The sequence below is a fragment of the Rathayibacter sp. AY1C9 genome (genome assembly GCF_002932315.1).
Taxonomy (GTDB): Bacteria; Actinomycetota; Actinomycetes; order Actinomycetales; family Microbacteriaceae; genus Rathayibacter.
In genome coordinates this window covers 25,068-37,992 of the sequence record NZ_PSVZ01000023.1, presented here as the reverse complement: position 1 = coordinate 37,992, position 12,925 = coordinate 25,068, and the positions used below count along the sequence as shown (strand labels likewise).

Below are 12,925 nucleotides of genomic sequence, written 5' to 3'. Positions count from 1 at the left end.
TCCCGGGAGCGTAGCGCCGCCCTCTCCGCGCCTCCGCCGACGGGATGCGGGTCGAGGCGGGTGCCGGGCGCGGAACGACGGAAGGACGACGCGCGGGCGGCCGGAGCGCTCTGGAACACTCGAGCGAGGGGCGGGGGCTCCGGAGCGGGGGAGCCGTGGCGTCACGCTTCGTCGAGCTCGACGGTCTGCGCGGCCTCGCCGCCCTCGGCGTGGTCGTCTACCACTTCACCACCGCGTTCTCGCTCGATCATCCCGATGCACCGCCGGGATCCTTCGCGCTCCCGTTCGGCGAGTTCGGCGTCCAGCTCTTCTTCGTCATCAGCGGCTTCGTGATCCTGATGTCCGCGGACCGCGCGCGGCGGCCGTCGGACTTCGCGATCTCCCGCGTCAGCCGCCTCTACCCGGCCTACTGGATCGCGGTGGTCGTCTCGATCGTCGTCGGCGCTCTCGCCCGCGTCCCCGGCACCGACCTCACGCCGCTGGAGCTGCTGCTCAACTTCACCATGGTGCAGCGGTTGCTGCTGGTACCCAATGTGAACGGCGCGTTCTGGACGCTGGCCGTCGAGATGCAGTTCTACCTGCTGGTGCTGCTCGTGCTCGTCCTCACGAAGTGCCGGTTCACGGATCGGCTGGTCCGCGTGCTGGTGGTCGTCTGGCTCGGCGTCGCCGTGACCGCCTCCGTCGCCGCTCACCTCGCCTCGGGAGGCGTCGACGTCGTCTCGGCGCCGGTCGCCGTCCGGGTCCTGGCGAACCTGACGCTGGCCGAGTACGGACCGCTCTTCTGCGTCGGGATGCTGCTGTTCCTCTCGCGACGCCAGGGGCGCTTCGAGCTCCTCGCCGTGCCGGCGGCTCTGATCGCGGCCCTGAACGCCCAGCTCCTCCACGGCGGGCCGGACGGAGCGGTCGTCCTCGGCGTCTGCGCGGCCGTCGCGGTCGTCGCGATGCGGCGCCGGACCGCCGTGCTGCGATGGGCGCCGCTGCTCTGGCTCGGGCGGATCAGCTACTCGCTCTACATCCTCCATCTGGTCGTGGGCAGCGCGATCGTCAGCGCGCTCTGGCCGCTGATCGGCCGCGACGGAGCAGGACTCGTCGCCTTCGTCGTCGTCCTCCTGCTGTCCTGGGGCCTCAACGCGGTCGCCGAGGAGCGGTGGAGCCCCGCCTGGCGCCGCGCCCTCACCCGCCGGCGCGACCGCCGGCTCCCCGCGGGGACGGCGACCGCGGCCTGACGCGGCTGTGCACTCCGCTGGCCGCTCAGCGAGTGCGCCGCCGAGGCCTGTGGACGCCGGTGGCCGCGAAACGCATCTCCGCTCGACGTTCCCTGCACCTTGGCTGAGCCACCGGGACGTCCGGGCCCCGGGCCACGTCTTCATCATGTGCCACGGATCGTGAGCACCGCGGCCCCGGCCACGACCTCTGACCATCTGGAGAAGATCATGACCAACGTCACCCCCACCAGCCTCGCCAACGCCTCCTCGGCCAAGCACGGCACCGCCACCAAGGCCGGCAAGAACACGATCGCCGACGGCGTCGTCGAGAAGGTCGCCGGCATCGCGGCCCGCGAGGTCCCCGGCGTGCACGACCTGGGCAACGGCGCCGCCCGCGCCATCGGCGCCATCCGCAACGCGATCAACGCGCAGGACCGCGGCCAGGGCATCTCCGTCGAGGTCGGCGAGAAGCAGGTCGCCGCCGACATCACCGTCGTCGCCGAGTACCCCGTCGCGCTGCAGAAGCTCGCCGACAGCATCCGCTCCGCCGTCTCCGAGGCCATCTCCTCGGTCGTCGGCATGGAGGTCGCCGAGGTGAACGTCACCATCTCCGACGTCTTCATCCCCTCGGACGACAAGGACGACGAGACCGAGAGCCGCGTCAAGTGACTCCGTCCCACATCGGCCTGGTCCTCGGCGCGGTCCTCGCGCTGACCGCCCTCGTCTTCGGCTTCTGGGCGCTCCTCTGGGTCGCGCTCGCCATGGCGATCGGCTACGGCGTCGGGCGGGTCGTCGAGGGCAAGCTCGACCTGCGCTCCCTCGGCGACACCCTCCGCGGGCGGCGGTCCTCGTGACCGCGGCGGTGATGGCCGACGAGGCCAGCCACGGCCGCACGACGATCAGCTCGCGCGCCGTGCGCCGAGTCGTGTCGGCCGTCACCGCGGAGGCGCTGGACGTGAACTCGTCCGACGTGTCCGTCGAGCTCGACGACGAGGGAGGACGCCTCCACGTCGTCGCGCACGCCCCCATCCACGTCACGCCCCTGGGCGAGACGGGCCGCCGCTCCTCCGGGACGCTGCTGGACCGACTCAGCCGGGCGCAGACGACCATCCGCTCGCGCTGCCTCGAACTGACGGGCTCCACGATCGGCCGGGTCGACCTCCGGATCACCGGTGCCGACCTCCGAGAACGAAGGAGGGTGTCGTGACGACTCCCACCACTGCCGGACGGGCGCTCTACCCGCGCCTGGTGCGGCGCGAGACGCACTCGTCCCGCTCCGGATCGGCGATCGTCCTCGCCGTCCTGCTCATCCTCCTGTTCGCGTGGCTGGGCACGGAGGCGGTCCTCGCCGTCCTCGGCCAGCCCGCGCTGCTCGTGGCCCCGCAGGACGGAGCGTCCTCGCTGCTCAACGCGGCCGCGGCGCCCATCGCGCTGACCGCCGCCGCCGGCGCCGTGCTCGCGCTGATCGGGCTCGTCCTGATCGTCGTGTCGCTCAAGCCCGGCCGTCGCGGCCGTCGCGCCGTCAGCACCGACCGCACCGCGGCGATCGTCGACGACCGCGTCATCGCTCAGGCCGTCGCCCGCACCGCCGGCTACGCCGGTGACGTCGACCCCGACAACGTGTCGGTGTCGGTCGGATCCCGCGTCGTCGACGTGACGGTCTCCCGCACCTCCGGCCGCAGCGTCGACGTCACGCCGATCCGCGAGGCCGTCGACGCCGAGCTCGCCACGTTCGACTGCACCCCGCGCCTGCGCTCCAAGGTGCGCCTGTCCGAGAAGGGAACGGTCCGCTGATGACCACCACGAACCGATTCCTCAACCGGCTGCTCCTGTTCGTCGTGGGCCTCGTCCTCCTCCTCGCCGGCGGCGCCGTCGCGGTGGGGTCGCTGCTCCCGCAGGTCCAGGAGAACGTGTCCACCGCCGCGCAGGACGCGGCCGACCCCACGAGCCAGGCCCTCTCGGGCGGCACCCCGTGGATCCTCTGGGCCATCGCGGTCGTCGCGCTCGTCCTCATCCTGCTGCTGGTGCGCTTCATCGTGCGCCAGGGCCGCGGCCGCACCTCCACGCTGCTGCGCGTCGGCTCGGGAGAGGGAGCGGGGACGCCCACGGGCGGCTCCGTCACCATCGACGCGAAGGTCGCCGAGCAGGTCCTCGAGGAGGCCCTGTCGCAGGAGCCGTCCATCGTCGCGGTCGACGTGACCGCGTTCGAGATCAAGCACCAGAAGGTGCTGCGCGTCACCGCGCACACCCGCCGCGGCGCCTCGCCCGCCCGCACCCGGCAGACGGTCGACCAGGCCGTCCGCCAGTGGGACGCCCTCCTCGGCGAGGAGACGCCCGTCGTCATTCAGATCGTCAGTGGTCTGCGGACGAAGATGAGCGGCACCGCCCGCGTGCAGTAGCCGCCGGCACCACCGTCCGGCCCTCCCGATCGGGAGGGCCGGAGAGCCCCGCTCAGGCGGGATGGAAGTCTTTCTGAAGGAGCACCCCATGTCCGATCCGATGGAGCCCGGCACCGTCGAGCTCATCCGCACCGATGAGCAGCCGACCCCGAACGAGCAGAGCCGGCGCGAGTCCGCCCGCCGCGACGGGAAGCCGTCCGAGCCCGAGTCGACCGAGAGCCGGGTCGCGACCGCCGCCGGCGAGAGCGCCCAGCGCGTGTCCGGCGTCCACCACCTCGGTGGAGCCGTCGCCCGCGGCCTCGACCGCGCCTCCCGCCGCGTGCTGGGCACCAGCACCGTCCCTGGAGTCACGGTCTCGAAGGCCGACGGCGTCACCACCGTCGACATCGACCTCGTCGTCGAGTACCCCCACCCCGTCCGCGAGGTCCTGGACGCCGTGCGCGATCAGGTGCAGCGCGTGGCGGAGCCGGTCGCCGGCGGCCACGTCGTCGTCAACGTCGAGGCGACCGACGTCCACGGCCCGTTCGACCCGATCGAGAAGCCGGAGGAGGACAAGGAGCCGCTCGTCGACACCGCCAAGCGCGCCGCGTCCGACGCCCGCGACTCCGCCAAGGAGGCCGCCGGGAACGCTCGCGACGCCGTCTCCGGTGCCGTCGACTCCGCCCGCGGACGTCTGGCGGACGCCGCCGACGACGCCGCTGACGCGATGGACCGTGCGGCCGACGAGCGCGACGAGCGCGCAGCCGCCCAGAAGACGGCCGACGACGAGCGCGCCGCCGAGCGCGACGAGGACGACCCCCGCGTCGAGACGCACGCGGCTCCGGCCGTCGTCGAGACCGCGGAGTTCGTGGTCCGCGTCCAGGTCGAGCCGGTGGACGACGACGGCGACCCCCGCACCGCGACCGTCGAGGTCGCTCCGGCGGAGGAGTCCGAGCACGTCGAGCGCGACGAGGCCGCGGCCGATCGCGACGCCGCGTCCGACGACGCCGACGCCCACCGCTCCGAGGACGACCGCGCGTCGTCCGCCGCCGGTCGGGAGTAGTCCCGTGCGCACCCGCTCGTACGGCGCGCGACGCAAGCCGCGCGCGGCCTGGATCGCGCTCGGCACGGGCGTCGTGCTCTCGTTCGTGGTCGTCGTCGCCGTGCTGCTGCCCGTCCTCGGGCTGATCGGCGCGGCCGACGGCACCACGGCCGGGGCGCTCGACGTCCCGGTCGGCGCGATCGTCCTCTCGATCGTCCTCAGCTACGCGGTCGGCCTGGCCTGCCTCGCCGTCGCGTTCCTCTCCCGCAACGCGGCCCTCGCCTGGGTCGCTGCAGTCGCCGCCGTCATCGCGACGCTCATCGGCTCGATCTGGCCGCTCGTCGCGACCGGATTCGCCAGCGTCGACCAGGCGAAGGACGTCATCCCCTTCATCCAGGACCTGATCGCCCGGGTCCGGGGGTAGCGTCGGGGCGATGAGCTCCGACTACCTCCGCGCCTACGACGACCAGCTCCGCTCCGACGCCGAGACCCCGAGCGCCGTCTCCGTGACGCGCGAAGGGCCTCTGCGTCTGGTGACCTTCGCCGGCGGACGCGGCTTCGTCACCTACCGCGACCTCGCCGGCGCCTCCTCCGCGGAGATCGCCCGCCTGGTCGCCGCGGCCTGCGCGCACTTCGACGCCGATCCCGGCGTCACCCGCGTCGAGTGGAAGACCCGCGGCCACGACGAGGCCCCCGGCCTGCACGACGCGCTCGTCGCGAACGGCTTCGCGCCGGACGAGGCCGAGTCGATCATGATCGGCCCGGTCGAGGCGCTGCTCTCGGACCGGCCGGTCCCGGAGGGGGTCGTGCTGCGGCGGGTCGTCGACGAGCCGGACGTCCGCGCGTTCAGCGCCATGATCGACGCCGCCTTCGAGGAGGAGGTCGACGTGTCGATCGCCGATTCGCTCGTCGCCCGCCTGGCGCGCGGCGACGGCATGGAGCTGTGGGTCGCCGAGGTCGACGGGCGCATGGCGTCCGGCGGCCGGCTCGAGCCCGTCCCGGGCACCGCCTTCGCCGGCATCTGGGGCGGAGCGACGCTGCCGGAGTACCGCGGACGCGGGCTCTACGGCCTGGTCACGGCCGCCCGCGCCGCCTCCGCACAGGCACTCGGGAAGACCCTCGTGCACAGCGACTCGACCGAGTACTCGCGGTCCATCCTGGAGCGCGCGGGCCTGGTCCGGGTGTCGACGACGACTCCGTACCGTCGACGTCGTCCGTAGTCCGCGCTCCGTGGGTTCGCGGGGATCCCGAGACGCGCGCTGAGCGCGCTACTCGATCAGCATGTCGGGGACTTCTGCTGGTCGAGTAGCCCGAAGCGGCGTATCGAGACCTGCCCGTTCGTGCGTGGAGATCTCGATACGCGCGCTGCTCCGATCAGCTCGGGGACGTGATCTCGAGCGCGATGTTGTCGGGGTCGCGGAACTCGAGGAGGCTCATGCCGCCGGCGTCCTTGATCGGCTCGTGGGCGATGCCGAGGTCGTCGAGCACGGCCGCGGCCGCCTTCAGCGCGTCGAGGTCGGGGACGGTGAAGCTGACGTGGTCGAGTCCGACCCGGTCCTCGTCGAAGCGGTCGTCGCCGGGCGCGACGGGGCGCAGGCCGAGCAGTCCGCCCGGGAACTGGTAGATCACCCCGCCGAACACGAACGCCAGCTGCTCCTTCTCCTCCGGCGACGCGTCGGCCGGCGGCGCCTCGAAGGCGACGTCGAAGCCGAAGACGGAGTCGTAGAAGGGGCGCGAGACGGCGATGTCGCGGACGGTGAGTCGGACGTGGTTGTAGTCGACAGCGGGGATCGGCACAGGGGTTCCTCTCGGCGGGGCGGGCGGAGTGCCCGTCTCCAGTGGTTCGGAGGCGGCGGGCCGCCGGTTCGGGGCTGGCGCCGCCTCCGAGGATCGAGTAGCGCGTCAGTCCAGCTCGGTCGGGCGCGCCGGCTCGGCCAGCAGGGCGCGCGCCGCCATCCCGATCACCGCGCTGTAGGTGGGGTAGGCGAAGCGGACGTTCGCGAGGGTCGCGAGGTCGACTCCGGCCGCCATCGCCGTGGTCACCGACTGCACGACCTCGATCGCGTTCTCGCCGACCGCGTGCGCGCCGAGCAGCAGCTCGCGGCGCCGGTCGGCGATCAGCGTGAGGAACCCGTTCTCGCGGTCGTCGATGACGGCGCGGTCCAAATTGGAGAACGGCACCGAGGCGACGACGCACTGCGGGTCGCGCTCGCGGGCCTGCTCCTGCGTGAAGCCGACGCCCGCGTAGTCAGGGTCCGTGAATCCGCCCGCGGGCAGGAGGAACTGGGGCGTGCGCCGGTTCGCGCCGAGCACCGCGTTCTCGGCGGCGGCCTCCGCCTCGAACTGCGCCGCCTGCACGAGCATGTCGCGCCCGTTCGCGTCGCCGACCGCGAAGATGTGCGGCACCACCGTGCGGAAGTACTGATCGGCGGGGATCGCCGAGCGGACGACCTCGATGCCCGCGTTCTCGAGTCCGAGGTCCTCGACGTCGGCGGGCCAGCCGGTGGCCATGATCACCACGTCGACCTCGGCCGTCCGGTCCTCGCCGCCCTCGCGCCACGCGATCGCGAGCGAGCCGTCGTCCTGCCGCTCGATGCCCGACACCGTCTCGATCCCGGTGCGGACGCGGACGCCCTGGCGCTCGAAGGCGGCGCCGACGTGCTCGGAGATGCTGGAGTCGGAGGTCATCAGGATCCGCGGGGCGACGTCGAGGAGCGTCACCTCGGAGCCGAAGGCGTTGAAGACGGTGACGAGCTGGGCGCCCGTGTTGCCGCCGCCGATCACGGCGACGCGGCGCGGCAGCTCGGTCAGCCCGAGCACGTCCTCCGGCACGGTCGCGAGCTCGGCGCCCGGGATCGGCAGCCGCCGCGAGTGCCCGCCGACGCAGACCATGATCGAGCGCGCGCGGATCCGCCGCCCGCTGTCGAGCACGAGGGTGCTCTCGTCGACGAAGCGGGCGCGGCCCTCGTGGATCAGGTCGACCCCCGCCTCCTCGAACCGCTGCGCCTCGCGCTTGATCGAGCGCACCAGGTCGACGCGCTCGTGCACGTGGCGCACGGTCGCGGCCCAGTCGAGGACGGGAGTGCCGATCTCGATCCCGTAGTCGCCGGCGGAGCGGGTCTCGCGCATCATCCGCGCCGTCTTCGCCAGGACGCGGGTGGGCACGCATCCGGTGTTGACGCAGGTGCCGCCGACGCGCGCGGCCTCGAGCACGACGACGCGCGCTCCCAGCTCCGCGGCGCGGAGGGCGGCGGCCGTCCCCGCGGGTCCTGCGCCGATGACGGCGACGTCGTACTCGGCCTGCTCGGGAGTGCTGTCGGGCACGGGGACCTCCGGTTCTGGGTGTGCTCCGATCCTGCCGCTCCGCGCCCCGCTGCACCCGGCCTTGACAGCCCGCCCGCGGACCGGCGTCGCGGGCGTCCCGACGCTGAACATCGGCCGAGGACGGTTGCCCGGCGGGCGCCCGGCACGGTGGGATGACCGGGTGGGCTGCGGCGGGGGACTCGGGCGGAAGGCGCTCCGATGAGCGCCCGCACCTTCGGGGTGGAGGAGGAGTACCTCCTCGTCGACGCCGGCACGTTCCTCCCGACGCCCGCGGCGCCGCTGCTGCTCGGCTCCGTCCGCGGCTCCGCGGCGGTCGCCCTGGCCGCCGAGCTCAAGGCGGAGCAGATCGAGGCGGTCGGCTCGCCCGCCCGCACGCACGACGCGCTGCTGGCCGGACTGCGCGAAGGCCGCCGCCTGGCCGACGACTCCGCCCGCGAGGTCGGTGCCCGCGCCGTCGCGGTCGCGACCAGCCCCGCCGCGTTCGAGCCGCACCTCTCGGCCGACGAGCGCTACGACCGGATGGCCGAGCGCTTCGGCCTCGTCGCCCGCGAGCAGTTCACCTGCGGCCTGCACGTCCATGTCGGGATCGGGTCGCCGGAGGAGGGGATCGCGGTCCTCGACCGGCTGCGCGGCTGGCTGCCCGCCCTCCTCGCCCTGAGCACCAACTCCCCGCTGAGCGCCGGCGTCGACACCGGCTTCGCCAGCTGGCGCTACCAGTCGTGGGGGCGCTGGCCCACCGCCGGCCCGGTCGGGATCTGGGGCGACCTCGAGCAGTACCGGAGCGTCGTCGCCTCCCTCACCTCCTGCGGCGTGCTGCTGGACGAGGGGATGCTCTACTTCGACGCCCGTCTCTCCCGTGCGCACCCGACCGTCGAGGTGCGCATCGCCGACGTCCCGCTGCACGCGGAGGACTCGGCGCTGATCGCCGTCCTGATCCGGGCGCTCGCCGAGACGGCCGTGCGCGACGCGGGCGCCGGGGTCCCGCCCGTGCCGCTGCCGACTCCGGTGATCGCCGTCTCCTCGTGGCTGGCGAGCCGCCACGGCACGACCGGCGACCTCATCGATCCGGTCGACGGCTGCCCGGCCCCCGCCTCCGCGGTACTGGCGCGCCTGCTCGACCACGCGGGTCGGGCGCTGGCGGAGTCGGGCGACGAGGAGGTCGCGGCGTGCGGCGTCGAGCGGGTCCTGGCGCGGGGCACGGGCGCCGAGCGGCAGCGCGCGGTGTGGGAGCGGACGGCGTCCGCGGCCGAGGTGATCGCGGACGCGGCGGAGGCGACGCGCGCCTAGCGGCTCGCCGGCCGCAGGCTCACGGCTCGCTGGTCGCGGGCCCGGCGGTTCAGGGCTCGCTGGTCGCGGGGTCCGGTGACCCGGACTCCACCGTTCCGGACTCCTCCGCCTCGGGCTGCGGCGGCTCCGGCACCAGCTGGTAGCCGCCCTCGATCGTCCCGTCCGGGCGGAGCAGGATCTGCGTGTACACCGGGGCGCCGCTGCGGAGCGTCGTGCCGCTGACCCGGAGGGGCTCCCCGGCGAAGAACGCCTCCGAGCCGGTGCAGCCGGCGAAGAAGGACGCGTCCGGGCGCTGCACGGCGAGGCACACCGTGGTGCCGTTCGGCTCGGTGATCAGCAGGCGGTCGTTCTCGGCGGTGTCGAACCCGGAGCCGTAGACCGTGGCCTCCCCGGCGAGCAGGGCGAGGCCCGGCGGGACGTCGGTGGTCGGCTCCCAGCCCTCGACGAGCGCGGCGAAGCGGTCGGCGGGATCCGCGGAGGCGGTCGGCGGGGCGACGGGGTCCGCGGGCGGAGGGAGGAGGAGCGCGGTGGGGACGATCGCGCCGACCGCGGCTCCGCCGACGATCGCGGCGGCGAGCACGAGGCGGCGGCGGCGGGGGTGCGGCGTCCGCGGGGCCGGCCCGTCGGGGTGCTCGGCGGGCGACTCCGGAGTCCCGGAGCCGGCGGTCGCCGACAGCGGGAGTGCGGTCGCCGGCAGGGGGGCGCGCGAGTCGGTCGCCGTCGCGGGATGCGCCGCGGCCGGCTGCGCTCCGGACGGCGCGGCGCCGGTCTGCGCGCCGGACCGCGTCACTCCGGGAGGCGCGTCCTCCGCCTCCAGCTCGCCGAGCCGTCGCAGCGCCTCGCGCCGCTCGTCCCGGTCGGCGCCGTCGTCGCGGGGTCGGGCCGACAGGATCCGCTCGAGATCCCTGCGCTCGTCGTCCTCGGCCTGCACTCCGTCAGTATGGCGGCGCCGGACACGGGAACGGCCCGCGACCCCCGGGACTCCGCCTTTTCAGCGGTGTCCCGGTGGCCGCGGGCCGTTCCGGTGCGGGCGTCAGCCCGACGGGTTCTCGACCGGGTCGCCCTCGGGGTCGGTGGCCGTCTCGGGGTCGACGTGCTCGGGGTCGGTGGTCTGCGGGTCCTCGGGAGTGTTCTTCTCGGTCATCGGATCCTCCTTGTCGCTGGATGCGGAACGTGCGGACAGGTTCCACGCTACGGCGGGAGCTCCGTGGAGCGCGCCCGGTTGACTCCGCCGCCCGGTGTCCGGAACCGAGGTCAGGAGCGGCGGATCCGCCCGAGCGGCCCGTCACGCTGCTTCCGGCCTCGGCTCCGGACGCCGCTCGCCTCAGCCGGCCCCTTCACCCGTGGCAGCCGCGGGCGTCCACCGCAAGGCCTGGCAGCGCTCTGTCGCGATTCGTACGCTGAACCCATCGAGCCGAGGAGCAGCAGCGCCACATGATCCGCACCACCGTCACCATCGAGGGCAAGACCTACGGGCTGTCCCAGGGGACCGACGTCGCCGAGCTGAAGCGGTCGGCGACCGAGGCGACGCAGGCCGGAGGAGGCCTCGTCGACTTCGTGATCGTGGGCAACCGCCAGGTCAGCGTCCTGATCTCGACGGGTGTTCCGGTGATCTTCGAGGAGCTCGAGGTGCCGGACGACGACCGCGACACCGGTGACGTCCACCAGCCGTGGGACGACATCGACTACCTCGACTGACCCCGTCCTCCCGGTCGCGCCGAGTCGCGGCCGGGTCCCAGACGCCTGAGGGGCGCCGCCGGCTGGACCCGGCGTCTCTCGGGCACCTCGTGCCGCGCTACTCCGCGGACTCGCTCTCGGCCAGCTCGCCCTCGACCAGCGTGCGGGCGGCCGAGGCGAGGGCCGAGCGGATGCGCTCCGCTGGCTCCTGCAGCATCGCCGCGATCGCGTCGACGTCGTGGCCGCCGGTGTGCCGGAGCAGCCAGGCCTGGCGCTCGAGCGTCGGCAGGGCGTGCAGGCGGCGGTGGAAGCCCGAGCGCAGCAGGTCGTCCTCGCGGATCGCCGGCGGGGCCTGCTCGGCGCGCTCCATCGCGGAGCCGCCGCGCTGCACGCTCGCGCGTCCGACCTCGGAGCGCATCAGGTCGAGGGCGCCCGTGTCGTCGAGTCCCTGCGGCCGTCCGCTGCGGACGGTGACCGCCGCGTGGCGGAGGGCGGCGCTCGCCGCGGAGTCCGACAGCGTGAGGCGGTAGGCGTACGCGTAGAGGCCGAGGGCGCGGTTCTCGAGGGCGCGGCCGGCGAGCAGCTCGCCCTGCTGCTGCGACTGCGTCATGCCGACGGCGGCGACGGGTCTGTCGTAGGTGGTCACGGTGACTCCTCGGCTCCGCGCGCTCCCGGTCGGGAAACGCGTCGGAGGCGATGCTAGGGAGTCGAGAACGATCGTTCTACCCTTGACTTCTCGGAATCTTTTTCGATGCGTGCGCATGGAAGCGCTTTCCCGACAACCGTCCTGGAAAGTGGAAGCGCTCTCACTCCCGCGCCGAGAGGATGCAGAACTCGTTGCCCTCCGGGTCGGCGAGCACGACCCAGGACTGCTCGCCCTGCCCGACATCGGACCGCGTCGCCCCCAGGCCGACCAGCCGCGCGACCTCCGCCTCCTGGTCGTCCGGCACGAAATCCAGGTGCAGGCGGTTCTTCACGGTCTTGCGCTCGGGTACGTCGAGGAAGAGGAGGCTCGGCCCGCGGCCCGACGGGGCGAGCAGCTCGATGCCGTCCTCGTCCTCGTCCACGACGTCCCAGCCGAGCGCCTCCTGCCACCAGTGCCCGAGGGTCCGGAAGTCGGTGCAGTCGACGATGATCTCTTCGAGTCGGAGGGCCATGCACCGACGCTAATCGGCGCGGGGCGTGTCGGGGAAGTGCGTCCGGCGGGTCCGCGCGGCGCCGCGGCTCCGTCCGGCCGTGTCGTCCGCGGGACGGGTGCCCGTGCCGGTTCGGCACGACGGCTGGCGGCCGGAGCGGCGGCGCGGCATCCTCGACGCGGGTGCCCCCTGCGCCCGGGGACGAGGAGCAGCATGAGCACCGCACGCGAGCAGTGGGAGGCGCGCTACGCCGACTCCGATCGGATCTGGTCAGGCCGCCCGAACGCGACGCTGGTCGGGCTGGTCGGCTCGCTGCCGCCGGGCCGCGCCCTCGACCTCGGCGCCGGTGAGGGGGCGGACGCGCTGTGGCTGGCGTCGCTCGGCTGGCGCGTGACCGGGCTCGACCTCTCCGAGACGGCGCTGGGCCGGGCGCGCGCGGCCGCGGCCGAGCGGGGCGCCGATGTGGACTTCGTGCAGGCCGACCTCGCCGAGGACTGGCCGGTCGTGGGGGAGTTCGATCTGGTGACGGCGAGCTTCCTGCACTCGATGGCCGAGTTCCCGCGGATCGACGTGCTGCGGCGGGCGGCCTCCGTCGTCGCTCCCGGCGGCCGCCTCGCCGTCGTCTCGCACGCCGCACCCCCGCCGTGGGCGAGCGGCGACGATCACCGCCACGGAGAGATGCACCTCCTCGGCCCCGAGGAGGAGCTCGCCGAGCTGGCCCTCGACCCCGCCGAGTGGACCGCGGAGCTCGTCGAGACGAGGGAGCGCGCCGTGACCGCTCCCGATGGCACGGCAGCCGTGCTCCTGGACGGCGTGATGCTCCTGCAGCGACGCGGCTGAGCAGGCGCCGCTCGAGGACCCGCGGCCGGGCTAGCG

The 12,925-nt window shown here is 74.0% G+C and carries 17 protein-coding genes; 12 read left to right on the top strand and 5 right to left on the bottom strand.

The annotated features are described in order from the left end of the window. Window positions 1–155: 155 nt before the first annotated feature. The 9 genes from C5D09_RS14035 (at window position 156) to C5D09_RS13995 (ending at window position 5,845) form a co-directional block, all read left to right on the top strand. On the top strand, window positions 156–1,226 hold the full coding sequence (locus C5D09_RS14035; protein WP_181135055.1) for an acyltransferase: 1,071 nt from the start codon (window positions 156–158) through the stop codon (window positions 1,224–1,226). Window positions 1,227–1,433: 207 nt separating this feature from the next. After that, on the top strand, window positions 1,434–1,874 hold the full coding sequence (locus tag C5D09_RS14030; RefSeq protein WP_104269575.1) for an Asp23/Gls24 family envelope stress response protein: 441 nt from the start codon (window positions 1,434–1,436) through the stop codon (window positions 1,872–1,874). Next, window positions 1,871–2,059, top strand: a complete 189-nt coding sequence (locus C5D09_RS14025; RefSeq protein ID WP_104223990.1) for a DUF2273 domain-containing protein — start codon at window positions 1,871–1,873, stop codon at window positions 2,057–2,059. The genes C5D09_RS14030 and C5D09_RS14025 overlap by 4 nt, the downstream gene beginning before the upstream one ends. Next, complete coding sequence (locus C5D09_RS14020) at window positions 2,056–2,412, top strand: hypothetical protein (RefSeq protein ID WP_244230558.1); 357 nt, start codon at window positions 2,056–2,058, stop codon at window positions 2,410–2,412. Before C5D09_RS14025 ends, C5D09_RS14020 begins: the two co-directional genes overlap by 4 nt. Beyond that, a complete protein-coding gene (locus C5D09_RS14015; RefSeq protein WP_104269574.1) occupies window positions 2,409–2,999 on the top strand; it encodes a DUF6286 domain-containing protein in 591 nt (196 codons plus the stop codon). The genes C5D09_RS14020 and C5D09_RS14015 overlap by 4 nt, the downstream gene beginning before the upstream one ends. Beyond that, window positions 2,999–3,604 (top strand): hypothetical protein, encoded by a 606-nt coding sequence (locus C5D09_RS14010; protein ID WP_104250494.1) that lies wholly within the window; start codon window positions 2,999–3,001, stop codon window positions 3,602–3,604. The genes C5D09_RS14015 and C5D09_RS14010 overlap by 1 nt, the downstream gene beginning before the upstream one ends. Before the next feature lie 88 nt (window positions 3,605–3,692). Then, window positions 3,693–4,646 (top strand): Asp23/Gls24 family envelope stress response protein, encoded by a 954-nt coding sequence (locus C5D09_RS14005; RefSeq protein WP_181065705.1) that lies wholly within the window; start codon window positions 3,693–3,695, stop codon window positions 4,644–4,646. 4 nt (window positions 4,647–4,650) lie between these two features. After that, the gene (locus C5D09_RS14000) at window positions 4,651–5,049 is read left to right on the top strand and encodes a hypothetical protein (RefSeq protein ID WP_104223994.1); all 399 of its coding nucleotides are present in this window, start codon (window positions 4,651–4,653) and stop codon (window positions 5,047–5,049) included. Window positions 5,050–5,059: 10 nt separating this feature from the next. Further along, window positions 5,060–5,845: a GNAT family N-acetyltransferase gene (locus tag C5D09_RS13995; RefSeq protein WP_104269572.1), complete on the top strand. Its 786-nt coding sequence runs from the start codon at window positions 5,060–5,062 to the stop codon at window positions 5,843–5,845. A 154-nt stretch (window positions 5,846–5,999) separates the two neighbouring features. Here the strand turns inward: C5D09_RS13995 and C5D09_RS13990 are convergent, their stop codons facing one another. Both C5D09_RS13990 and C5D09_RS13985 read right to left on the bottom strand, forming a co-directional pair. Next, window positions 6,000–6,422, bottom strand: coding sequence for a VOC family protein (locus C5D09_RS13990; protein WP_104223996.1), 423 nt, complete (start codon window positions 6,420–6,422; stop codon window positions 6,000–6,002). Window positions 6,423–6,527: 105 nt separating this feature from the next. After that, the gene (locus C5D09_RS13985) at window positions 6,528–7,949 is read right to left on the bottom strand and encodes an NAD(P)/FAD-dependent oxidoreductase (protein WP_258063244.1); all 1,422 of its coding nucleotides are present in this window, start codon (window positions 7,947–7,949) and stop codon (window positions 6,528–6,530) included. Between the two features lie 198 nt (window positions 7,950–8,147). Between C5D09_RS13985 and C5D09_RS13980 the strand changes: the two genes are divergently transcribed. Further along, window positions 8,148–9,236, top strand: a complete 1,089-nt coding sequence (locus C5D09_RS13980) for a glutamate--cysteine ligase (protein ID WP_104269571.1) — start codon at window positions 8,148–8,150, stop codon at window positions 9,234–9,236. A 49-nt stretch (window positions 9,237–9,285) separates the two neighbouring features. Here the strand turns inward: C5D09_RS13980 and C5D09_RS13975 are convergent, their stop codons facing one another. Then, a complete protein-coding gene (locus C5D09_RS13975; protein WP_104269570.1) occupies window positions 9,286–10,167 on the bottom strand; it encodes a hypothetical protein in 882 nt (293 codons plus the stop codon). Window positions 10,168–10,670: 503 nt separating this feature from the next. Here C5D09_RS13975 and C5D09_RS13970 point away from each other — a divergent pair. Next, window positions 10,671–10,934 (top strand): hypothetical protein, encoded by a 264-nt coding sequence (locus tag C5D09_RS13970; RefSeq protein ID WP_104224053.1) that lies wholly within the window; start codon window positions 10,671–10,673, stop codon window positions 10,932–10,934. A gap of 97 nt (window positions 10,935–11,031) precedes the next feature. Here the strand turns inward: C5D09_RS13970 and C5D09_RS13965 are convergent, their stop codons facing one another. Then, on the bottom strand, window positions 11,032–11,559 hold the full coding sequence (locus C5D09_RS13965) for a hypothetical protein (RefSeq protein WP_104224052.1): 528 nt from the start codon (window positions 11,557–11,559) through the stop codon (window positions 11,032–11,034). Window positions 11,560–11,719: 160 nt separating this feature from the next. Further along, the gene (locus C5D09_RS13960) at window positions 11,720–12,070 is read right to left on the bottom strand and encodes a VOC family protein (RefSeq protein ID WP_104224051.1); all 351 of its coding nucleotides are present in this window, start codon (window positions 12,068–12,070) and stop codon (window positions 11,720–11,722) included. Between the two features lie 192 nt (window positions 12,071–12,262). Here C5D09_RS13960 and C5D09_RS13955 point away from each other — a divergent pair, with 192 nt between their 5' ends. Beyond that, complete coding sequence (locus tag C5D09_RS13955; RefSeq protein WP_104269569.1) at window positions 12,263–12,889, top strand: class I SAM-dependent methyltransferase; 627 nt, start codon at window positions 12,263–12,265, stop codon at window positions 12,887–12,889. The last annotated feature ends 36 nt before the right edge of the window (window positions 12,890–12,925 follow it).